The 23,272-nt window shown below is 50.0% G+C and carries 20 protein-coding genes; 12 read left to right on the plus strand and 8 right to left on the minus strand.

Going from position 1 to position 23,272, the window contains the following annotated elements; translation table 11 throughout:
• Positions 1–190 precede the first annotated feature (190 nt).
• Positions 191–1,456, plus strand: a complete 1,266-nt coding sequence (hflX, locus tag AC1DWB_RS04595) for a GTPase HflX (protein WP_477539854.1) — start codon at positions 191–193, stop codon at positions 1,454–1,456.
• A 79-nt stretch (positions 1,457–1,535) separates the two neighbouring features.
• Here the strand turns inward: hflX and AC1DWB_RS04600 are convergent, their stop codons facing one another.
• Complete coding sequence (locus AC1DWB_RS04600) at positions 1,536–2,099, minus strand: beta-class carbonic anhydrase (RefSeq protein WP_477539855.1); 564 nt, start codon at positions 2,097–2,099, stop codon at positions 1,536–1,538.
• Between the two features lie 213 nt (positions 2,100–2,312).
• On the opposite strand from AC1DWB_RS04600, the gene AC1DWB_RS04605 reads away from it, so the two are divergent.
• Positions 2,313–4,394, plus strand: a complete 2,082-nt coding sequence (locus AC1DWB_RS04605; protein WP_477539856.1) for an ABC transporter transmembrane domain-containing protein — start codon at positions 2,313–2,315, stop codon at positions 4,392–4,394.
• Between the two features lie 560 nt (positions 4,395–4,954).
• Here AC1DWB_RS04605 and AC1DWB_RS04610 read toward each other — a convergent pair.
• Both AC1DWB_RS04610 and AC1DWB_RS04615 read right to left on the minus strand, forming a co-directional pair.
• Complete coding sequence (locus AC1DWB_RS04610) at positions 4,955–6,343, minus strand: sensor histidine kinase (RefSeq protein WP_477539857.1); 1,389 nt, start codon at positions 6,341–6,343, stop codon at positions 4,955–4,957.
• Positions 6,333–7,007, minus strand: a complete 675-nt coding sequence (locus AC1DWB_RS04615) for a response regulator transcription factor (protein WP_477539858.1) — start codon at positions 7,005–7,007, stop codon at positions 6,333–6,335. The genes AC1DWB_RS04610 and AC1DWB_RS04615 overlap by 11 nt, the downstream gene beginning before the upstream one ends.
• 134 nt (positions 7,008–7,141) lie before the next feature.
• Here AC1DWB_RS04615 and AC1DWB_RS04620 point away from each other — a divergent pair, with 134 nt between their 5' ends.
• The 9 genes from AC1DWB_RS04620 to AC1DWB_RS04660 all read left to right on the plus strand — a co-directional run bounded on the left by AC1DWB_RS04620 (position 7,142) and on the right by AC1DWB_RS04660 (position 18,525).
• Entirely contained in the window at positions 7,142–7,936 is a 795-nt protein-coding gene (locus tag AC1DWB_RS04620) for a hypothetical protein (RefSeq protein WP_477539859.1), read from the plus strand.
• 385 nt (positions 7,937–8,321) lie between these two features.
• Positions 8,322–9,422 (plus strand): amidohydrolase family protein, encoded by a 1,101-nt coding sequence (locus AC1DWB_RS04625; RefSeq protein ID WP_477539860.1) that lies wholly within the window; start codon positions 8,322–8,324, stop codon positions 9,420–9,422.
• A gap of 45 nt (positions 9,423–9,467) precedes the next feature.
• The gene (locus AC1DWB_RS04630; RefSeq protein WP_477539882.1) at positions 9,468–10,352 is read left to right on the plus strand and encodes an ABC transporter permease; all 885 of its coding nucleotides are present in this window, start codon (positions 9,468–9,470) and stop codon (positions 10,350–10,352) included.
• Positions 10,352–11,227, plus strand: coding sequence for a carbohydrate ABC transporter permease (locus AC1DWB_RS04635; RefSeq protein WP_477539861.1), 876 nt, complete (start codon positions 10,352–10,354; stop codon positions 11,225–11,227). Before AC1DWB_RS04630 ends, AC1DWB_RS04635 begins: the two co-directional genes overlap by 1 nt.
• A gap of 20 nt (positions 11,228–11,247) precedes the next feature.
• Positions 11,248–11,643, plus strand: a complete 396-nt coding sequence (locus AC1DWB_RS04640; RefSeq protein WP_477539862.1) for a Rieske (2Fe-2S) protein — start codon at positions 11,248–11,250, stop codon at positions 11,641–11,643.
• An 82-nt stretch (positions 11,644–11,725) separates the two neighbouring features.
• Positions 11,726–13,210, plus strand: a complete 1,485-nt coding sequence (locus AC1DWB_RS04645; protein ID WP_477539863.1) for an extracellular solute-binding protein — start codon at positions 11,726–11,728, stop codon at positions 13,208–13,210.
• A 109-nt stretch (positions 13,211–13,319) separates the two neighbouring features.
• The gene (locus AC1DWB_RS04650; protein ID WP_477539864.1) at positions 13,320–15,626 is read left to right on the plus strand and encodes a helix-turn-helix transcriptional regulator; all 2,307 of its coding nucleotides are present in this window, start codon (positions 13,320–13,322) and stop codon (positions 15,624–15,626) included.
• An 18-nt stretch (positions 15,627–15,644) separates the two neighbouring features.
• Positions 15,645–17,099 carry a glycoside hydrolase family 88 protein gene (locus AC1DWB_RS04655; protein WP_477539865.1) on the plus strand — a complete coding sequence of 485 codons (1,455 nt, stop codon included), beginning with the start codon at positions 15,645–15,647 and terminating at the stop codon, positions 17,097–17,099.
• A gap of 94 nt (positions 17,100–17,193) precedes the next feature.
• The gene (locus tag AC1DWB_RS04660) at positions 17,194–18,525 is read left to right on the plus strand and encodes an esterase/lipase family protein (protein ID WP_477539866.1); all 1,332 of its coding nucleotides are present in this window, start codon (positions 17,194–17,196) and stop codon (positions 18,523–18,525) included.
• On the opposite strand, the gene AC1DWB_RS04665 is transcribed toward AC1DWB_RS04660, so the two are convergent.
• Both AC1DWB_RS04665 and AC1DWB_RS04670 read right to left on the minus strand, forming a co-directional pair.
• A complete protein-coding gene (locus AC1DWB_RS04665; protein ID WP_477539867.1) occupies positions 18,518–18,946 on the minus strand; it encodes a DUF3995 domain-containing protein in 429 nt (142 codons plus the stop codon). The genes AC1DWB_RS04660 and AC1DWB_RS04665 overlap by 8 nt on opposite strands.
• Positions 18,943–19,512 carry a TetR/AcrR family transcriptional regulator gene (locus AC1DWB_RS04670; protein WP_477539868.1) on the minus strand — a complete coding sequence of 190 codons (570 nt, stop codon included), beginning with the start codon at positions 19,510–19,512 and terminating at the stop codon, positions 18,943–18,945. Before AC1DWB_RS04670 ends, AC1DWB_RS04665 begins: the two co-directional genes overlap by 4 nt.
• 256 nt (positions 19,513–19,768) lie before the next feature.
• Here AC1DWB_RS04670 and AC1DWB_RS04675 point away from each other — a divergent pair, with 256 nt between their 5' ends.
• Positions 19,769–20,911, plus strand: a complete 1,143-nt coding sequence (locus AC1DWB_RS04675) for a Fic family protein (protein ID WP_477539869.1) — start codon at positions 19,769–19,771, stop codon at positions 20,909–20,911.
• Positions 20,912–20,937: 26 nt separating this feature from the next.
• Here the strand turns inward: AC1DWB_RS04675 and AC1DWB_RS04680 are convergent, their stop codons facing one another.
• From AC1DWB_RS04680 to AC1DWB_RS04690, 3 genes are all read right to left on the minus strand, one after another.
• Positions 20,938–21,099: a hypothetical protein gene (locus AC1DWB_RS04680; protein WP_477539870.1), complete on the minus strand. Its 162-nt coding sequence runs from the start codon at positions 21,097–21,099 to the stop codon at positions 20,938–20,940.
• A 32-nt stretch (positions 21,100–21,131) separates the two neighbouring features.
• Positions 21,132–21,779 carry a DUF1444 family protein gene (locus AC1DWB_RS04685; protein ID WP_477539871.1) on the minus strand — a complete coding sequence of 216 codons (648 nt, stop codon included), beginning with the start codon at positions 21,777–21,779 and terminating at the stop codon, positions 21,132–21,134.
• 149 nt (positions 21,780–21,928) lie between these two features.
• Complete coding sequence (locus AC1DWB_RS04690; RefSeq protein ID WP_477539872.1) at positions 21,929–23,200, minus strand: MFS transporter; 1,272 nt, start codon at positions 23,198–23,200, stop codon at positions 21,929–21,931.
• Positions 23,201–23,272 lie beyond the last annotated feature (72 nt).

Consider the following 23,272-nt stretch of genomic DNA (forward strand, 5'->3'; position numbering starts at 1 on the left):
AATGGAATAGCGCCTAGCCGCGACACGTCGGGCTAGCTGGAGAGAAGTGTCTCTATTGGAGGCATTGTCGTCGTTCATTCGCTGGGAGCGGCCTTTTTCTCCGAGTCCCCTCACGCGTAACTGTGACACAGGCACATCTGCCTGTGTTTTTTTGTTTTACATTAGATGGACCAATGGAGGATGATGAAATATGGAACAACCGCAACAAAAAGCGATTATCGTCGGCGTTCACCTGCAACAGCAGTCCGACTTCGACTATTCCATGCAGGAGCTGCGTAATCTGGCTTCCGCCTGTTACCTCGATGTAGTCGATGAGTTGACGCAGAAAGCAACCCGCGTCAATCCATCCCACTATATCGGAACCGGCAAGATTCAGGAGCTGCGCGCTCTGCTGGAAGGGCACGAGGCACCGATCGTCATCTTCAACGACGAGCTGTCGCCATCGCAGATTCGCAATTTGGAAGCCTCGCTGGAAGTGACGGTCATGGACCGCACACTGCTCATTCTGGATATATTCGCGGAACGCGCTCAGACGCGGGAAGCTCAGCTCCAAGTGGAAGTCGCCCGGCTGCAGTACATGCTGCCCCGGCTGGTCGGGCTGCGCGCTTCGCTCGGCAGACAGGGCGGCGGATCCGGCCTCAAGAATAGGGGTGCCGGCGAGACGAAGCTCGAGCTCGATCGCCGACGCATCGAAGAGCGGATTACAGCGCTGCAGGCGGAGCTGGAGAAGCTCGTAGCCCGACGCCAAGTGCAACGCAAGCAGCGCCGGAAGAATGAGGTGCCCGTCGTCTGTCTCGTCGGGTACACGAATACAGGCAAATCGAGCTTGATGAATGCTCTGATGGAAACGTACGATCCTACGACCACCAAGCAAGTGTTCGCCAAGGATATGCTGTTCGCTACATTGGAAACGTCGGTTCGAAGTATCGAGCTTCCCGACCACAAATCATTCCTGCTCACAGATACGGTCGGCTTCGTCAGCCAGCTCCCTCATCATCTGGTGAAAGCGTTCCGTTCCACGCTGGAAGAAGTCGCCGAAGCCGACTTGCTCGTCCATGTCGTCGACTACGCCCACGCCGATTACGAGAACATGATCGCCGTCACGAACGAGACGCTGAAAGCGCTGGGCGCCCATGACATTCCGACGATATTTGCCTACAATAAGTGCGATCAGACTGAGCATGCATATCCTCGCACGGAAGACAACACTGTGTATATGTCCGTGAAGCAAAGGAGCGGCTTGAACGAGCTTATCGAGCTTATCCGCTCCCGTATATTCCAAGACTACATGGAGTGTGAAATTCTGATTCCGTTCGATCAGGGACGGCTGGTAGCGTACTTCAATGAGCATGCTCATGTGCAGTCCACCAGTTACGAGCCTGAGGGTACGCGGATGCGGTTGGAATGCCGAACAGCGGATTTCGAGCGTTACAAGGATGCGTTCGAAGTCGTCTAGGGTTGGACATTATCACTCGGTACACGTGGAAAGTGAAAAAGAGGACCCTGGCGAGTTTGAGTTCTCGGGTCCTCTTTCACTACTCTCTATAATCCACCACAATGACCTCCAGCGCCCCTGTCTCCGGGTCGATGACGAATCCATGAACAGGGACCGCTTCCGGAAAGAGCGGATGCCTTCGAATCATTCTGACACTGTGCATGACGCCTTCCTCCGGGCGGTCGAACCCTTTTAGGAATTTCTCCATGCGGATGCCGGAATTTTCAAGCGTCTCTATAACCAACGGGTCGATCCCATACTGGGCGAACTTGCTCACCATGCCCATCGCATCTAGCCCGATCATACCGCAGCTGTGATGACCGATCACAATGATCTCTCGCGCGTCCAATTCGTACACGGCTACCAGAATACTGCGCATCGCGCTGCCGAATGGCTGAGTCAATATCCCGCCTGCATTTTTTATAAACTTCGCATCCCCGTTTTTAAATCCCAATGCCCTGGGAAGCAGTTCACTCAGTCGTGTATCCATACAAGTGAGGATCGCAACCTTCTTATCCGGGAACTTATCCGTTAAGTAATCTTCATACCGCTTCTCTTCAACAAATTGTTTATTAAACTCTAATAAGCTCGGGACGATAGACATAGATAACCCCCTCGTTGGATTCTTAACCCAAGTTTATCATCAAATCTGTAGGAATAGCAAAATCCGCCGCCTCCCTTTTTTACACCCTAAATCCGTTTACAGCCTCAAGAAACTACAGTAATCTAGTAATATTGGAAGGCGGCGATTACACTGAATTTCATCCACACATTGCTTCGCCATTTTACTCGTCATAAACTATTGTTCAGCGTCTTCTTGATCAGTATCTTCATAGAAGTCGCCTATGTGGTGGCAGCGCCATTGAGCCTGAAATACTTGGTGGACGAGGCTTTTACGCCTAAGGACTTCCAGGTGTTCGTTATTATATTGTGTATTCTGCTCGGCGGCGGATTCGTCAACATTGTAGCTAGCGCTTGCGGGGACTACTCACTTGGCAAATTGAGCGGTGAGGTCGTTCGGAAGCTGAGAGTCGATCTGTTCGCCCACCTGCAGCTGCAATCGCTTCCGTTCTATCAACAATACAAAGTCGGCGACCTTGTCACTCGCTTCGCAGCGGATATGGCTTCTATGGAGAGAGTCGTTCGCTTTGTGTCACCCTTCTTCCTGAAAGAGACGTTGAGCATTCTGCTTGGGCTCACCATGTTGTTCTCTATCGAATGGAAGCTCACGCTAGCCGTACTAGTCGGCTCCGCGCTGATGTTCGTTGGTCCCCGGCTGTTACAGAATCGCGCGGAAACCGCTAATGTGAATTATAAAGAAGCCCAAGAGCGCTTCTCCAATTCGATCGACGAGATGGTTAAGGGACACCGGACGATTAAAGGCCTGCACCAGCAGTCCAGGTTCCAAGAGCGCGCCCGCAAGCAAATTCATGATCTATTCTCCTTCGGCTTCAACTTGCACATGTCCAACTCCTTGATGGAGCGTCTACCTCTAACGGTATTATTGATTCTGAACGGGGTTATGATCGGCTTCGGCGGGTATTTGATATTCCATGATGAGATGACCGTTGGCGGCTTCATGGCCTTCTTCACTTTGTTCATGAGCGTGGGTCAGGCAGGGTCCAATCTCTCGTTCTTGATCCCGAGCCTTATTGACTCGAGTGTCAGTTTCCGCCGGGTTGGGGAAATCTTCAATCAGCAGCCAAGCGTTCCAGAAGCGATTAACCCCGTAGAGATGTCTTCGATTGAATCTATTCAAATGGATCGAGTTACCTTCGGCTACACGGGGGAGTCTGATCAATTGCGGGACGTCAGTCTGCGTATTCCAGCTGGAAGCTACGTCGCGTTCGTCGGACCTAGCGGCTCTGGTAAGAGCACAGCGCTCCAACTGCTGAGCCGTTTCTACGACCCCAAGCAAGGACATGTTGCGATCAACAATCATGACCTGCGCACCGTAAGTGAAGCTTCCTTACGAAGGCTGTCCACTCTGGTTACTCAGGACACGTTCTTATTCAACACCACGATCCGTGATAATCTGCTGCTAGATGACCGTGAACGTACCGAAGATGACATGATTGAAGCAGCGCGGCAGGCCAAGATACATGATGTTATCGCTAGCTGGCCTGCGGGATATGATACGTGGATCCATCATGAAGGGGGATCATTGTCGGGCGGCGAACGCCAGCGCATCTCGCTTGCCAGAGCACTCCTTAGACGGCCACAGCTGCTGCTGCTCGATGAGGTGACCTCGGCACTGGATCCTGCTACAGAGGCGGATATCAATCAATTGCTTCAACAAATCCGTCCACACACAACGATTATATCCGTTACCCATCGGTTAGCTTCGGTTGTGAGTGCCGACACGATTCATGTGTTCCAGGAAGGTCAGATTGTGGAATCCGGCACCCACCTAGAGCTTCTCCAGCAGAACGGACTTTACAGCAGCCTGTGGGAGAAACAGCATGGATTTCACCTGTCTCAAGACGGGCTGGAAGCTACGGTGGATGTTGAACGGCTAGCGAAGCTGCCCTTCTTCAAGGAGATCGAGCTGTCATTGCTTCAGAATATCGCCACCCTATTCTTCACCGAAACGTGCAAAGAGGGTGATGTCATTGTTCACGAGGGAGAGGAAGGCAACAAGTTTTACATCATTGTTCGCGGCAAGTTCGAAATCTTGAAGCATGTTCCCGAGAAGGGACAGCAGATGGTAGCCATCCTGCAAGACGGTGATTACTTCGGGGAGATCGCATTGCTTAAGAATATTCCTCGAACTGCAACGGTAAGAGCCCTGGTACCTTCGGTGCTCTTATCCATTAGACGGGGGGATTTCCACAGATTGATAGTCGAATACCCTCAAATCCTACTAACGTTAGAACATGCATTGAAGACACGAATTTGACTCCTGTATGACACTAGGCTCAATGCAGACACCCACATCCTCCTGCGGATGTGGGTGTACATGGAATTGCTTTAACGATCGTGTTTCGTGAAGAACGTTCGCTCCGTGCTCCGCCTCGACTGCTCAAGCTCATGCTTAATGTCTACTTGAATTCGCATTGAGCAAGCCACACATAATTTCCCTTGCCGAATGGCGGCTGAACAAAGATCGCATGCATCCGTCAAATTCGGATAATCGAATAACCTAATCTTGCCATTACGTATTAAAGCGCGGATTCTCTGAGCAGGAATAGTAGTCAACTCGGTGATTTGATTATTGCTTAGATGACGATTGCGTTTCAACTGGTTCTCTATGGTTCGAATCTGTTGATCTTCTTCAGTTGAGCACGACATACATAGGTTGCGCAGGTTCTTTTGAAAAACTTTTCCACATCTAGGACAATGCGCAACAAGTAGTTCTTTTGACATATTATCCCCTCGCCCGATCGTGGTCCTTCTGAACCAATAATATCATGAGTCTGGACAATATTCATCAAGTATTTGGTACTCTGATTCATTGTGTTACATAGGAATACGCACCCTAAACGTACTGCCCTCGCCGACCGTACTCTCTACATGAATAGTACCCCGCGCGGCGTCCACGATGTTCTTAGCGATCGCCAGGCCAAGTCCATGGCCGCCGGTTTGACGTGTTCGCGACTTATCCTGACGGTAAAAGCGGTCGAAGATGCGGGGCAGCGCTTCGGCCGAGACGCCGATACCGCTGTCTTCTACTTCGATTGTGAGGGTGTGGGTCCCTTTCTCCTTCTCGACAGCAATCGACACCAGTACCGATCCTTTATCCGGCGTATATTTAACGGCATTATCGATTAACAATACGAGCAATTGCGTTAATTTCTCCTCGTCCCACTCCACCATAAGCTCATCGGGAGTATGCAGCTTGATATCGATGTCCTTGGCCTGGGCGGATGGCTGGAGCTTATGAGTCACACTTACGACCGCTTCCCTCAGGTTGAACAAGGAACGATCAAGCACGAATTCGCCTGAATCGGAACGAGCCAATTGCAGCAGACCACCGGTCAGCTTAGTAATCGAGTTAACCTCCTCCTTCATGCCGGCAAGTACGCTGTTCGAGAAAGGGTCGCGATCGATGCTTGTTTCGAGCTGGAGTGCTTCAATTGACGCTAAGATGACGCTAAGTGGAGTACGCAGCTCATGGGAGGCATCCGCTACGAATTCGCGTTGTCGTGCATATGCGGTGGCAATCGGTATAATCGCTTTACGCGACATCATCTGACTGAGCCATAAGGCTAGAACAAAGAAAAGAAGGGCCATTGTGATCAACAGAATGAGCAGCCAGCGGAACAAATCGTGCTGGAATGTAACTTCTTTACCTATATATATGATACCGATCCGCTCCCCATTCCATAGCAATTCGCGGTCGGTAACAAGAAATCTGGCATCCTTCCCTTGTTGCGGGTGTTCCTGCATGTCCGTGGCTGGGCGGTCGAACATTTGCCATGTTATCTTGTCGATCCCTTTCCCCTTGAATACGCCCTTCTTGATAGACTCCATCACCTGAGCGCGCAGTTCGGGCTGAATCTCATCCCCTAGCTGCATGTCCCCATTATTGGCGAGTAAGTAATAGAACGATTGGTCGGCGCTGATCGAGAAGGCGTCCTCTACGGAGCGCGGGGGAAGTCTATTCGGATTACTTTCTTGGTTAACCCACGTTTGCAAGGTACGAATCTCACTGTTGGCAAGTTCATTCAGACGTGTTCGCTGATCGTTCCAGATGAACCAATAAAGCAGAGCATACACGACGATGACGAACAAACTGAGAAATACCATGAGCACGACGCTGTATTGCAAAGTGAGCTTACTGCGCGTCCGGTCGAACAGATCACCCGCTAGAAACCGCTTCTTTACCATCACCCAGTTACGCTTCAATTTTGTAGCCCACGCCTCTCACGCTCAGAATGAGCTCCCGCGAATCAGAAGGCTCGAGCTTCTTACGGATTAATTTCACGATAGCGTCTATCGTCTTCAAGTTCACGTCGGCATCCAGACCCCATACTTTGTCCAATATGTTCTCGCGGGTCAGCGTACGTCCCTTATTCAGCAACAGCAGGTCCAGAACTTGAAACTCACGCGGGGATAGTTGGATTTCTCGGTCGCCATGTATGACGATCTGATTCGTACGCTGCAGCTCCAGATCACGGATTCGGATTACATCCTCTTGCAGAGGGACGAAGCTTCTGCGCATCAGTGCTCGCAAGCGTGCCAGCAACTCGTCCATCTCGAACGGCTTGACCAGATAATCGTCGGCTCCCGCATCAAGACCTTCGACGCGATCCTGTAATGCATCCTTCGCCGTCAGCATTAGAACCGCCCCGAGATACCCTGCTTTGCGGAGTTTGGCGCACGTATCGAGGCCATCCCCTTCCGGCATCATCCAATCCAGCACGACAACATCGTAGCTGGAAGCTGTCGCATAATCGAATGCGTCGTTGCCCGTCATCACCCAGTCCACGGTACAGCCGGTCTTCTTCTTCAGCATATGTGCGGTCAGCTCACCCAGCCGGATATCGTCTTCCGCCAATAAGATCTTCATGCGCCTGCCCCATTCCTGATTACGCTTTGTCCAATAAGTATAATCGAAACATTTCGTCCTTTCACCGAAATTTCACCAAGTCCAAGTAATATAGGGTTCAAGAAACACCAACCTAATGAGAAGGGATGATTACAATGAACAAACCAAAGAAAATCATCATCGCCAGTACGTTAGCCGCAGTTCTTGCCGTAAGTGCCCTGATGGCGGTAAGCAGCCTGAGCCCAGCGTTCGCTGAACCCGTTGAACCCCATGCACCAGCCGGGACGGTGAAGAATAAGCCGAACAAGCCCGCGCCTAATAGAGAAGAAGCCCCCAAGCGAGGAAGTGTCGGCGGCAGTGAAGGAAAAGGAGAGAACTGCAGCACTGGTGAACGGCCTGGTGAGCGCCCMCCTGCACCTCCTGCTCCAGCAACTAACAGCAATAATCCTGAACAAACCGATAATTCGGTAGTCCTATCCAATGGATATATCACGGACCCCGAGGATCATGGCAGGCCGGTCGTCCTTATCGCCGCTGCCCTTGGGGTACCTACTGAAGTTTTCCGAGAAGCATTTCGCGGAGTAACTCCATCGGGGCTGGATAGCGAGCCAAGTGCCGAACTGGCTCAACGTAACAAAGCGGCCCTTCTTAAAGTTCTTGCTCCCTACGGGATTACAAACGAACGGTTGGACGAGGTATCCAACTACTACCGCTACAACGGCAGAAATAGCGATACTTGGCGCAAGACACCGGCTAGCGCAACCGCAATCATTACGGACGGCGTTGTGACGGGTGTAACGATCACGAACCCGGGTGCCGGCTACTCTTCCACTCCCACAGTGACCATAAAGGGGCCGAACGGTACAGTGACTGCAACGGCTACGGTAACCTACACGCAAGACTTTAAAACCAATGGCAGCATTACAGCTATAACGATTAATAACGACTAGGCCGTAACACACAAAAAGGAGCTATGCCACCGTTTTCGTTGGCCATGCTCCTTTTTTGCTTAATCACAGCCTTACTCAGCAACACTCCTGTCCAAGGTTATGCCCGTCCCCAACTCCATCGCCCTCCGTCTGTACTCCTCGGCAATGGCTACGTCGAATATTCCGAGCCACGTCTCCTATCCGCTACCTCTTCAACCAGATCTACTAGTTCCGTCCCATGTCACGTAATGATTCATGGTGTGCGTATAAGGATTATTTTCGCCTGAGAAAACCTATAATAGCAAGGATTTTGCGCTGTCACGAATTGATTATAGTGGGTAAGTGTTCACCCGGCTAACATAAGGAGCAAGACCATAACAACCACGAAGATATGAGGTGTTAGCAGATGGAGAACAATGATGCACAATCCGATAAGAAGACCATGTGGATTGATGCCGATGTACACAATGGAATTCAAGATCCTCGGGATCTACTCCCTTATCTAGATAAACCATGGCATAAGCAATGGATCGGCAGCGGCACCGGTGTCGGCCAACCGTACTACAGTCCGGTAGGCGTACTCCGAAGAGATGCGATTCCGGATGAAGGCGGCTCCTCGGGCAGCAACCCGGCCTTCATGGTGAAGGATCATATCGAACGGTACGGCTTCGATTACGTGATCTTAACGGGGCAAAATGTGCTCGAACTGTCGCTGAACCCAGATATGGATTACGGCAATGCGGTCGTGTCCGCGTATAACGATTATTTGATCGATCATTGGTTGTCAGCAGATCCTCGTTATAAAGGTGCCATGGTGATCAATCATGCGGATCCACAGTCGGCGGCGAAGGAAATCAAGCGCATTGGCGGGCATCCCGATATTGTAGAGGTCATCATGTGCAGCGGCAGTACTCGCCTATTCGGACATCGCTCTTATCACCCGATCTATGAGGAAGCAGTTAAGTTGGGCTTGCCGGTTGCGATTCATCCGGGGACAGAAGGCCGAGGCCTGGCAGGTGCACCCACCCCTTCCGGCTATCCATCTCGATACATGGAGTGGCATAACATTCTCCCGACCAATTATATGGCACACATCAATAGCCTCGTATGCGAGGGTGTGTTCGAGAAGTTTCCCGAACTGAAAGTAGTCGCGATCGAAGGCGGCATCGCTTGGCTGCCTCATCTTATGTGGCGGATGGATAAGAACTACAAAGCGCTGCGGGATACGACGCCATGGCTCAAGAAGATGCCGTCGGAATACATCCGGGAACATGTCTACTTGACGACACAGCCAATCGAGGAGCCTGACGTCCCCGAGCATCTCGTACAGCTCATCCAGATGTGCAAGGCAGAGAATCGCATCCTCTATTCCAGTGATTATCCGCATTGGGATTTCGATCATCCCAAGTTGGCGCTTGCGGCCTTCCCGAGAGACATCCGCGCCCGAATCCAAGGCGGGAATGCAGCCGCTTTGTACGGGTTGCACCAGAAGGCAAAATTAACATAAGGGGGATCACCGGTGAATGCATCCAGACTAAGAATACTCAAGGATATGCGACGTGATCACTGGCTTTATATTATGGCCTTGCCCGGTATTCTCTATTTTATTTTATTCAAATATTGGCCTATGGGCGGCGTTATTATCGCCTTTCAGGATTTCCATCCATTTACCGGATTTACCGGGAGTAAGTGGGTAGGGCTGAAGCATTTTCACCGGCTCTTCTCTGATCCTGATTTCTTCATGCTGCTGCGCAATACGTTGCTACTATCGGTGTACCAATTGGTGTTTGCCTTCCCTGCACCGATCCTACTATCCCTCATGCTGAATGAATTGCGTCGAGAATGGTTCAAGCGCTCGATTCAGACGCTCGTGTATATTCCGCATTTTATGTCCTGGGTTGTGGTAGTGTCCATGTTCTTTGTCGTATTCGAGTCGGAACAAAGTATTTTCCAATCCGTTATTGCATCACTGGGCTTCGACAAATTCTCCATTATGATGGACCCTGGCATGTTCAGGCCTATGTACATTTTACAGGTCATCTGGCGGGATACGGGATGGGGGACAGTTATCTACCTTGCTGCATTAGCAGCGATCAGTCCCGAGTTGTATGAAGCAGCCCGAATGGATGGAGCCGGTCGTTTTCGTCAAATCTGGCATATCACCTTGCCGGGAATCCGCAGTACCATCGTCATCCTGCTGTTGCTGAAACTAAGCGATATTCTAGAAACAAGCTTTGAGCATGTATTCAATCTCGTCAACTCTCTGAATCGGGATGTCGGCGAAGTATTCGATACGTATGTGTATCGGGTCGGTTTAATCAATGGTCAGCTCAGCTATGCCACCTCAATCGGACTATTTAAAGGTATCATAGGCTTGCTTCTCGTTATGTTCGCCAACTGGATTGCCAAAAAATTCGGGGAGGAGGGTCTCTACTAATGGTCGAAAAAGGCTTGGGAAAATACCTGTTTGATATCATCAACGTGACCCTGCTCCTGATGTTTGCCCTAATAACGATCATCCCGTTCGTTCATGTCATATCGAGCTCATTCGCATCGGTAGCCGAGTACAATTCCAGAGATTTTCTGTTGGTTCCAACGGAGTTCTCCTTAAAGGCGTACCAATACATCTTCACCACGAATGCGCTGCCTAAAAGCTTGGGAATTACCGTATTCATCACCGTCGTAGGCACCCTGATTTGCCTGCTATTCACAACCTTATTCGCTTATCCGTTATCCCGTCGACGCTTTCACTTCCGTCGTGCGATGATGTTCCTCATTGTGTTCACGATGATTTTCCATGGGGGCATGATTCCGGATTATCTGGTCGTAAAGGAGCTTGGGCTGCTGAATTCGTACTGGTCGCTCATCTTACCACGGGCGATTATTGCCTTCTATCTCATCATCATGATCAACTTCTTCAAGAACATTCCGGAGGAACTGGAGGAATCGGCTAAGATGGATGGTTGCGGGGACTTGCGTATGTTTTTCCGCATTATGATCCCCCTTTCCCTGCCAGCGATTGCCACTTTAACTTTGTTTTATGCCGTGTTCCAATGGAATACGTACATGCATGCCATCTTGTATATCAACGATACCGCGAAATGGCCGATTCAGGTGTTGCTCCGACAAATTGTGATGGTCTCTCAGGCCGGCTTCGTCGAGCAGGGCTCTGTTGAAGGGGAGTCCTCGATCCCACCAGATACCGTGAAGATGGCTGTAATCACAGTTGCGACCGTACCGATCTTGTTTGTCTATCCGTTTTTACAAAAATATTTTGCTAAAGGTGCCCTGGTCGGCTCCGTGAAAGGCTAATGGACAGGAGGAGCACATCCATGGAGAAATATTGGGTAGCTCATAAAGAGGAAATTGTAGAAGGTACGTGCAAAATCGTCAAAGTCAAAAATGCCGAGTACGGCATTTACAAAGTTAGGGGCGACTATTACGCTTGGCGCAACGCTTGCCCGCATTTCGGAGCCCCTGTATGTAAGGGCGTCATTACCGGAACGCGCCTGCCCTCTGATGTGTATGAGTATAAGCTTGGGCGTGACAACGAGATTGTCCGATGCCCCTGGCATGGGTGGGAATTCGATCTGATAACCGGGGAGCATCTGGTAGACCCAGCAACCAAGCTTCGTCAAGGCAAGCTGGACTATGCGGGGACCGAACAGGAAAGTCTCGAGAAAGCGGAATTGGAAATGCAGGCGAATGATATTTACATTTGGTTGTAATGGCTTGGCTTCAATGCTGCTAGTATAATCCATACTGGCTGCCTTTAAATATACAAAGCACAACTACTAAGGAGGAGTCACAATGAACCGAAAAGTGTTCAAATCATGGGGGTTACCACTCGGTATTGTTGTTCTTACCGCAACGGCCATGCTCTCGGGCTGCGGAACATCCAACAACACATCCGCCACAACCAGTACAACAAGTCCTTCCGGGAGCCCTGCAGCGCCAACAGGACCTGCCAAGGTATCGATGCTGAACGTGTATTTGTCCAACACGGCACCTAAGCTAGACGGACCGATCGTTAAAGAAACCGAGCGGATCGCCAATGGCAAGCTGGATATTACTTACGTACCCTCTAACGTGTACAATGAGAAACTTAATGTCACGATGACCTCCGGCGACATGCCGCAGGCGATTATGATCGATAATCCATTCATTACTTCGATTCTGAACGGTGTACGATCCGGGATGTTCTGGGACTTGACCCCCTACTTCAACGAGTTCCCCAATCTCAAAAACTATGACAAGCAAATCATGAACAATCTCGCTATTGACGGTAAAAATTACGTGATTCCGCGTCCCCGTCCGCTTGTTCGACTAGCTACAATTATACGCAAGGATTGGCTCGATAATGTAGGGCTGAAGGAGCCCACGACCACCGATGAATTCTATAATGTGCTGAAGGCGTTCAAGGAGAAAGATCCGGACAAGAACGGCGTCAATGATACGTACGGCCTTATGATCTATGAGAACTTCATACCATCAGAAATATTCGCATGGTTCGGTGCCCCTAACAACTGGATGGTCGATAAGAGCGGGAACTTCGTCAAAGACATAGAAACCAAGGAATTTCGGGAAGGGCTGCGCTTCGTTCGCAAACTGTATCAAGAAGATCTGATCAATAAGAACTTCGCGATCGTCGTTCGCAATGAGGCGAGAAAAGATCTATATAACAACAAGGTCGGCGTAAGTATTGAACCGATCGATGCGGTGGTCCCGTTCTACTACTTCCAAATGGAAGATACGAAAAATCATTATAAAATGACGGTAAGTCCGCCGATCAATGGGAAATCGTACGCTGCTCCCGGACATTTCGGTGGGGCGATCATTCCAAAAACAAGTGTGAAAACCGAGAAAGAGCTGCGCGAGGTGCTTCGTTACTTCAACGCCGTAAACAGTGATGCGGCTAAGGCGGAGTTCGTCCGCATCGCCCAGGAGAATGAGAAGAAACCGGCAGCCGAGCAGTTCAATGTGGACGATCTCAAGAATTTGATTACGACCGACGCCGTAGTCTATCCGGTAGGCACGACAGAAACGGACATGATGCTGAAGAAACGAATGGCGGAGCATGCTGCCGTGAGCATTCCCGATCCGTCCAACGGCTTAATCTCTCCTACCCAAACGGAGAAAAATGAGCAGTTGAAGACGATTCTGCTGGATGCTCGCGCGCAGTACATCATGGGTAAAATCGATGACGCAGGTTATGACACGGCGATTGCCCAATGGAAAAAAATCGGCGGCGATCAAGTCGCGAAAGAGTTGTCTGAGCTATACAAGAAAAAATAAGCTCGACTCGGCGGGGATTGCATCTATGGATGCAATCCCTTGCTACCCTCTATTCTACAGTATGCTATGATGGATTGTGATCGGTATTATGACACGAGCGAGGGTCAACATGAGAAGATTAYAGACGTCCAGCTTTTTCAAAAATTTAGTTCTGCTCAGCTGCATTATTGGGATCTTGCCTATCATCTTATTAGGTTATTTGTCTTATCAAAAATCGTCTGCCATTGTGCAAGAAGAGGTCAAATCCAGCCAACGGCTGATCCTAAAGCAGAACAAAGAAAAAGTAGAATACTTGCTCAAGACCATCGATACCCTAACAACCCAAACGATTAGCCGACCTGTCACGACGAATGCAGTCTCGATGCAGACCGCGCTTGATCTTCCTTATGTGTACGAGTATCAGGATGTCTTTGAGAAGCTGATCTACGAGCTCGTTCAAATCCAAGTGTTCGAGCTGGGCATCCAGAATATCCACCTGATGAGCTACCGTCAAAATTGGATGTTCGAGGGCGGAGCGATATATTCGATGAAGGATCGTCCGATCATCGAGACGCATGATAAGGTGTTATATACGCTGCAGAAGATGCTCCAAGATTATCGGGATGATTCCCGGCGCTCGTATTGGAAGCTCACTCAGGATGAGAAGTCCGGGTTTGTCCTGAAGCTGATTAAGCATATTCCCTTGAATGCGATCAATCCGGTGGGCATCATTACGGTGAATATCCCCATGCAGGAGCTGGGCAAGCGCCTGACCGGCGAGGCCGGGCAAGTCAACACGCTGATACTGGACGATTCGGGAGCGGTACTCGCCAGCTTGAACCCTGGGGATATTGGGAATAACGTGCAGGCTGAGGCCTATTATCAGCAGATCAAGAACAGCCCCGAGCAAGAAGGCTTTTTTTTCTATGAGCAGCACCATCAGAAGGTTGTCGTTCATTATAGTCACGCCTTATACAACGACTGGATGTATGTCTCGATTACACCATTAGAAGATTTGATGAGGAAGTCCGATGGAATCAAGCTCTATACGATTGTTTTCGCAGCTATTCTGATCGGACTTGTCATTACAACCTCCATCATCGTTTCTCATCAGCTTTACTTGCCGATTAATCGGATCTATCACTCGATCCAGCCGGATAGCAAGCAGAAGCAAAATAATGAGTTGGCCTATATAAGTGACCATTTGGTCAAGCTGGCACAGTCCAGTACGAGGCTGAAAGACCAGATTGAGCTTCTGCACAATCAGACTCGTGAGTTTTTTGTATTCAAGCTGTTGCTGGGCGATGTGAGGCTGGATTCGATTGACGATCAACTCGCGCACCATGACTTCCCCACGAGTTGGGATCAATGGTGTGTGCTGGCGGTTCAAATCGATACTTTGGAGGGGACGCGCTACAGAGACCAGGACATGGATCTCATGCGTTTTGCCATTCACAATATGATCGAAGAACTCGTCTCTCCCTCCATGCGTCTAAGTCCCGTTATCCAGAATCAAGGACTCGTTCTGATCCTTGGCGGCGGCCTGGATGAGGATACGCCATTCAAGGTGCAGGTGTTCAACAAGGCCGAGGAAATCCGAACGAACGTCAAATCTTATTTGAACCTCAAAATGAGTATTGGCATTAGCAGAAGCTACTCGAACTTCATCTATGCCCCACTCGCCCATCAAGAAAGCTTGGATGCCCTGGCTTATCGCGTGAGGCTCGGCTCAGAGTCGATTCTGTTCATCGATGAGGTAGAACCAAGCTCGGAGCAGACGTTCCGTTATCCCAAGGAACTGGAATTTCAGATTATGGAGGCCATCAAGCAGTCAAATCAGGAGCAGGCCCAAGAACGGCTGCATGCCAGCATCGTCTATTTTTTTGAGAATCCCATTAATCATCATGACTATCAGCATTTTATTGGACGATTATTTAATAACTTAACCGGTCTTGTTCAGGATGCAGGGGAGTCCGTACAGGAGGTATTCGAGAAGGAGACGTTCTCTTCGGACATCTTAGTACGTATGCATACACCCGAGCAGATCGAAGCTTGGCTGTGGAAGATGATCGTCCAACCCCTGCTCACTTGGATGGAAGAGCGTCAGCGCAAGCAGCAGGTTAACATCTCGATGTTGATTATTTCGGAGATTGAGCAATATTACGATCAGGATTTAAGTATTGAGATGTTTGCCTCACGGCTTCATTACCATCCGAGCTACATCAGTCGTGTGTTCAAAAAAGACACCGGCGTTAATTTCTCCGAATATTTGTCGAATTATCGCATCGAAATCGCGAAGCGCTGGCTCGTGGAAACAGACATGAGGATTTCGGATATCGCGGAACGCCTTCAATACAGCACGGCCTCGAATTTCAATCGAAACTTCAAAAAGATCGTGCAGGTTACACCGAGTCAATATCGGGAGCAATTCAAATAAGAGGAGATGCCACTTAGGATGAGTTCGATCCAGTATATGCCCGCCCAAGTCGTGAAGGCTTCTACGACTGCGTTGCCTGCAGGTAAGAGCATATCCAGAGGCTGGAGTGCTGTATACCTAGGAGAAGGCCAGGACCAGATGGAGTTGAAGTGGACGACGAATGTCGAGCATCTCCAGCAGATAGCTGGCCAATCCAGTCGTTTGCGGATCACGGTTGCCTTAGACTACCGAGATGCCCAACAGGTGGAAGTGTTTCTCCTTCAGTCTAATGAACTTATCGGTGCCATAGACATTCGTTACGCTTATGTCTTTCAACCGTTCGAGCTCCACCTTACGGCTGAGCAGACCGCCGCAGTACGGAATGAGGGTGTTCGTCTTGAGCTCAGAGGCGGCAAGCAGCCGCTCTGGGTGTTTGATACACTTGGCGAAGAGATGGAGCGCGTGCGGTTCACCCCCCATCTGGTTATGGGGGAGCCGGATTCACGAGCAGAGCAAGCCTTGCATACGATGCTCTCGCTGCATTCCCTGCAGCCTTTTGGCTGGATGGAGGGCTGTGTCCTGGACGGGTTGCATAGCTTGCGCTCGCTTCTAGGGGCGGATCGTGTCGATCCGATCTTGGATTTGCATTTTCGTCAGTTTTTCAGTGATCAGGGTGATTTGCTCTATGAGGATCTACACGGTCACAAGGCAGACGGTACGTTTACTACAATAGAAGCTACCCTGCCGCTTGCCGTTATCACCAAATATCGTCCGGGCCATCCTGTGATTCAACGAGCTATTGCTTTTTTTGAGGCCAGAGGCCTCAAGAGCGGTGGAGCTATCATGGATGGGGACATGGTATCAGCAGAAGGCTCGTATACCGTGGCTTATCCGCTTGCGGTGATGGCCCGCCACTTGGAGCGCCAGGATATGGCGGAGCAAGCCATTGCGCAGGTGCTACTGCGTCGAGACTGCCTGGCACGCGATCAGCATGTCTACTTACGCTATATGCAGCGCTCTCAAGAGCACACGTTCCGCAGTTGGGCCAGGGCATTCTCCTGGTATTGCTTAGGATTAGTGAAAACCTGTATCGAGCTCAAGGATTCCCCTTTTGCAATTCTGGCAGGGATGACTGAGCTTGAGGCGGAGATTACCCGCGTTGCACAAGTGGTAGCCGATTGGAGGCAGCCTAACGGGTTGTGGTCTTGCTTCCTGGACGATGCCGAGACAGGAGTCGATACTTCGGGTTCCGCCGGAATCTCTGCGGCCTTAGCATTGGCTGCGAGTGTCGGTCTATTACCGGCCTCTTATAGGGAGATCGCTAAGATCAACTTGTCGGAGCTATCCTCCTACTTGACACAGGATGGTATTCTAGCGGGAGTCGCCCAGCATAATGCAGGCGGCATGGAGCTGCAGCGTGGGGGATATCGGGTCCTGTCCCAAATGGGGCTTGGGCTATGGGCACAGTTGTATGCCTATGTGCATCTCGATTAAATTTCTTATCCTAATATAGCTATTCGCATCCTATATATACAATAGTGGGCTTGGTCTTCCACGAAACTATTGCATATGCTCAGGAGGGCGAATAATGACACAACGGCCGATTGTCATGATTCACGGGTACTCCGACAAGGGAAAGTCCTTTCAGACCTGGGTTGACAAACTCAGTAAGCGGGGCCACGATGTACGAACCATTCATGTCTGCTCCTACGAGACACTGACCAACGAAGTGACGATACCGGACATCGCTGAAGGATTCGACCGCGCACTCCGTGAGAAGATGGGTCTTAATGGTGATGAAGAGTTCGATGCCATCGTCCACTCTACTGGAATGCCGCTCATTCGTTCCTGGCTCTCGGCCTATGCCAAGAGACACAGCCGGCTGAAGCACCTGATCGGCCTGGCTCCGGCTAGCTTCGGGTCCCCGCTGGCACATAAAGGCCGGGGCTGGCTGGGCGGCATCTTCAAAGGTCGTAAAGAGCTTGGACCGGATTTCCTGGAGGCCGGGGATCGGGTCTTGGACGGACTCGAGCTCGGAAGCAGGTTTACCTGGGACCTGGCCGAGAAGGATCTGCTCGGAACCAGTCCCTTCTATGGGCCGAGTAATGCAACCCCATACGTGTTTATCTTCTGCGGCAACAAGGCGTACGACGGCATCCGAAGACTGATCAACGAACCGGGTACAGACGGTACGGTACGATGGGCCGGCTGTTCGCTTAATACCCGGAAGATCACCCTAGACCTGACCAAGAACACGGATGATCAGGATCGAATCTCATTCTCGGACTGGAGCAACGTCGACATTCCTCTAATTCCGATCGAAGGCGCGGACCACGGCTCGATCTTGCTCGCTCCATCTGACGACTTAGTCGATATGGTGCATGAGGCGCTGAGCGTGGAGAGTGAGGATGCTCTGACTGAATGGTATTCGAATGTGAATAACAAGGTTCAGCATGTGAAAGATGCACTTATACCATGGCAGCAATTCATAATCCGGGCCACGGATGAGCGAGGCGACCCGATCACAGACTACTACATCCAGCTCGAGGGCACACGTACGAACTGTGGACTCGAGGAGCTCCAATACTTCGACGTGGATGTCCACGCCTATAGCAGTGATCCTAGCTTGCGGAATTTCCACGTCAATCTGAATGATCTGGCTCCCGAGACGCTTAATAGTCTTACCCTGCGCGTGATAGCCTCCTCCGGCACAACGCTAGTCGCTTATCATGGGCTTACAGACGACACGGAGTCTTATGATCAAGAGGGAACCTGGCACGCTACCCTGGATCTATCTACCCTGCTGCATAACAGCACTGTGAAGTTCTTCTACCCCTTCACGACGACCCTAGTCGCGCTGCGGCTCAATCGAGAACCGCTCCCCTTGAACGGGCCCAACAATATTTGCTGGTTCAATTAGTCCGGAATAACCCGATCGTTATCAGGGCAACACCTAATAGAAGACATAGAGGGGAATAGAGCATACTGTCCCATTGTGCAAATACCGTTCCCCTCTTCCTCTTAAACAGCCCCAACCATTTGAAATCTCCGATTGCCCGGATGAGAAAAACGGCTGATAACAACCATCCCCCATATGCAAGGAGAACGTCAGGGAACAGTACTCGCACAATCCCTCCCCATTCCATCACCAACCAAGCTGCCAATGCGATGAGTACAGCCACCACTCCAGTAGCGAATTTGGATGGTCGGAAGAGCGGCCCCGTGTCCATGCTCGGAACTACCGCTCTGTAGCCCCATGTCCCGCCCAGTAACCAATACATGTGGACCCCACTTACAGCAAATAGAATTCCACTTACAACCCAGGAAAGATTCTCGATCATGCTTGGCCTCCTTCCGAATCGATCCATTCCGTCCATAACATTCGAATATGACACTGAACATCTTGTTCACTTAGCGTCTCATGCTGATGGCGTTCGTACCAACCCAAGTAGTAGTGATATAACATCCAGGAAATACGAGTGGCACGCTCATCTGGCATGCCCTTACGTAGGAATAGCCCTTTCGCAAACTCCATTCTCAAATGTTCAATTTCATGTAGGGTCGAGCCATATGCGCTCTCCTTCAACGATAGCTTTCGCAAATAGAAGAGAAACTCCCCCTTCTTCGTAACCGAAAACATCTGGTGCAATAAGGCTAGGATCTGCTCATCTACATTCGATTGTTTAGAAGATGCAGCCATCACCTCCGTTGTCGCCCGCTCCTTCCACTCCGCCACGACACGTTGAAGAAAAGTATCCCGATTTTTGAAATACCAGTAAAAGCTGCTCTTGCTGCACCCCAAGGTTGCTGCCATCTTCTCAATAACAAGAGCCTCAACCCCGCCTTGCGCGAAACACTGCATCCCCACTTGAACCCATTGATCTTCTGAAGCGATTATTTTCGGCATTCCCTCACCTCTTTTCTGTACGCTACCGTCTAGATACACCCATTATATAACAAATAGCTGATGAACGTAAATATGTGTACGGTGGCGTACAAAAAACTTTCGTGGAGCTTCTGCCTCTGATGTTTGAACCCCAATCCTATTACTGGTTAGTATGACAGTAAGATCAGATGTACATAATAAGTGTAATTAGGTATAATAATTTAAGCTTGTTTTCTTTGGTATTATAGGGTTTTTAAGTGTAAAAGGTGGTGTAAAAATGACTTATTCTTTTCAGTATGAGCACTTCAATACGGTCGAAGGTCGAATAGTCTTTCACCCGAACTTAAACAACTATGATTACGAAATTAATCAACTCATCCTGGAGGCAGAAAGAAATATTGGGGCATTAGCCCGACTTGGTTTAAAGAGCCATCCCTTAAAACCTACAATCCTACGCAACTCTCTGGTTAGAACGGCACACTTTACAACCAAAATTGAACAAAATAAATTAGAGTTTAAAGAAGTCGAACAACTTTATCAAAATTATAAAAAAAATCCCTTAACCATAAAACAAAAAGCACAAATAGAAGTTAAAAACGTCTTTGAAACCTATGAGTATATTTATAGCTTAAACCCAATCGCAGATTTTGCAGATATGGATGAGCCTGTACTAAAAGAAATACAACATACTTTAATGAACCACTTAACCGGCTATCCGGATGGTTATAGAACCATTCCAGTCGCTCTCCAAGATGGTAACGGGCATGTTAGTTATGAGCCACCAGCATTCAACGAAGTCCCTCAACTCATGCAAGCTTACTTTAATTGGTTATTTACAAGTGTCACAGGCTATGCGAACCCCTATGATACAGCAAAGGTTAATTATGATAAAAAAGTTCATCCACTGATCATTGCTGGGGTCACTCATCACTTAATAGGGTACATTCATCCTTTTCCTGATGGTAATGGAAGAACAGCTCGGGCCTTTTCTACTTTAGTAGGATTAATCCACAATGACCTTGCTACGATTAAAGATGCGTTTAGTGTAGAGGAGTTCTTCGATAAAAGAATTGAKGATTATTATGATACGCTTATGACTGCATCTCAAGGCAACTTAAAACCATTCATTGTTTTTTATCTCGAGTGTGTTAACGCATCGCTTACTAAGGTTCTCAAAGAGCTGCAACGTTACGATAGAATCAAGCATATTCGTGAACTGCTGGGAAAAGGGCATGCCAAAACCATGTTCGAATTGATTAGTAGAATGGAAGACGGAGAGAACTTTCATAGACAACTGTTCGATGATACCCTGGATGCTTCGCCCTCCAGTATTGCCAAAAACATTGCAAAACTAAGAGAGCTAGGCATCATCAAGCCAGGAGACGGTCGCGGAGAGTACGTGGTTACTATAGTGGATTAGCTCGGTGATACACAATAGCCCCTTCTCTACTCCAGATAACAAAATTGACCGTTGTGGCACCAATAGATGCGATCGGAGACGGGGTGCGGCATGAGACGATAGCTTCGACGAACTACATCCGCAAACCGTGACTCCTCAGCCAGCCGCATCGCTCGGTTCACGGTGTCCATAGGTTCTTCAGCACGCATAAGAAGCGCTGTCTTGCGGTTCGGGAATGCGATCAGATAGGAACGGGGGACTTTCCCGATCGCCGCAAGAATTGGCACTCGGCAGGAAACGGATTATCCAGGAACGTCTCTATGGTACAAGTCTTGCGAAAAGGACTCTGCAGCCTGAGGGTAGAGGACGACCATCCTTCCGATCTTAAGTTCCGAAAGGCAAGCCGTTTTATTCTATCTGCGGTCAACCGAGGATGATGCTCCAACATCGCGCTGCTGATTATCTTGGAATAGCCATCTTTTAATTCGAGGAATATTACACACAGACCGGGAATGCTCTCTTCTACAACCAAACCCAACCCTTTATCCACTTGCTCCACATACTCCTTGCTTCTCAAAACAGGATATATACAGGAAGTATCGAGCTTCAGCATTTCCTCGTGCTTATCTCTTAAATCCATCGAACAACGAACGATCCCATTCAAGTAATCGACAGCTGTGTTCAGATCACCCGTTCGCATATACGTTAAGAAGGTTTCATGAAGGCTAACCTCGGATTTGTCATCCTCCTTTTCACTGTTGAATACAACCTCGAGTAACAGCGGTTCCTCTTTCTTCTGCCGCACTTGAACGTTCAGGCTCTGACTTAAATGCTGCGCCATCATCTCTGCGAATTCATGGGGCTGGTCATATAATCGGACTTGCTGCATAACGAATCATCGCTCCTTTGTTGTGTTATTGGACAACAGAAAACCCCTGACTGGACGCGGATGCGTCCTGCCAGGGGTGTGCTTCACCGCCAATAGGATACTAGTACTATACCATAATTTGTAATATAATGAAATATTTTTTTCGTTACTCAGCCGCGTTGGCGAGACCAGATGATGACCGGGATCAGCAACAAGGACAGGAAACCGCCCGCCAAAGAGAGGAAAGCATAGCTGGATTGAGCTACGACCATACCCGACAAGACTCCTCCCGATGCCCCCGCCAATGAAATCAGGACATCCACGGTTCCTTGGGTTTTTGCCCGCGTGGCTGTGGAGGTCGCATCGATGATCTGCGCGGTGCCGCTGATGATACCGAAGTTCCAGCCGAGCCCGAGCAGCGCAAGAGCAACGATGAGCCCGAACATCGAATCGGCCGGCGCCCATGCGGCAGCAAGCCCCGCCAGAAGCAGCGTGACGCCGGATGCGTAGGACATGATCGTACGTCCGACCTTATCCACAAGGATCCCCGTCACCAAGGAAGGGAGGAACATCGCCGCGACATGAATGCCGATCACCATGCCGACATCGCTCAACCCGTGTCCATGATGCTTCATGTGGACGGGCGTCATCGTCATGATGGCGACCATAACGATTTGAGTTAAGACCATCACGGTCGTCCCGATGACAACCCCTCGGTTCCGGATTGCCGGCACTTCGGGATTCGTGTCTGTCGCCGTCTTACCAGGGTTTGCCTGATTGACTTCGGCGATGGCTTTGGCGACGATTAACGGATCCGGGCGGAGTAAAACCAAAAACACCAGACCCGCTAGGATAAAGGCGGCTGCCCCTAGAATAAACGGCCCCGCCAGAGCAGGGACACCGAGAGACGTTGCAACCCGGCCCATGACACCCACAAGGTTCGGACCCGCAACCGCGCCAAACGTCGTGGATACCATCGCCACGCTGATCGCTCTTGCCCGTTGTGTAGGCTGAGCCAAGTCGGTTCCGGCATAACGCGCTTGCAAGTTGGTCGACGTGCCGGCCCCATAGATCAGCATCGAAACGAACAGGAGAGGCAGGTTGTCAATGACTGCTGCTAACACGACTCCCACTGCACCGATCCCGCCCGCAAAGAAGCCTGTGGTCAACCCAGCCCGGCGGCCGAAGCGTTGAGATAGTCGTCCGACGAGAAGCGCCGACGAGGCCGCGCCTAGCGTCAACAGCGCCGAAGGAATTCCCGCGAAGCTATCCGACCCCATCATGTCTTTGGCAAGCAGCGCACCGACCGTGACGCCTGCCGCAAGTCCAGCACCACCAAATATTTGAGCGATAATTACGATGATTAACGATCTCCGATAGAGCTGCTGTTGCTGCTGAGGAGAATGTATGTAGCCTCGGATCAATTCGCTTCCTGCAGCCATTATGGCTCCCCCTTCCGGCTTATTTGCTTGCGTCCAGCTTCCCGCCAGAAATAGTTCATTCTTCAAAAAACA

It is taken from the genome of Paenibacillus sp. P4_E11, assembly GCF_056401635.1.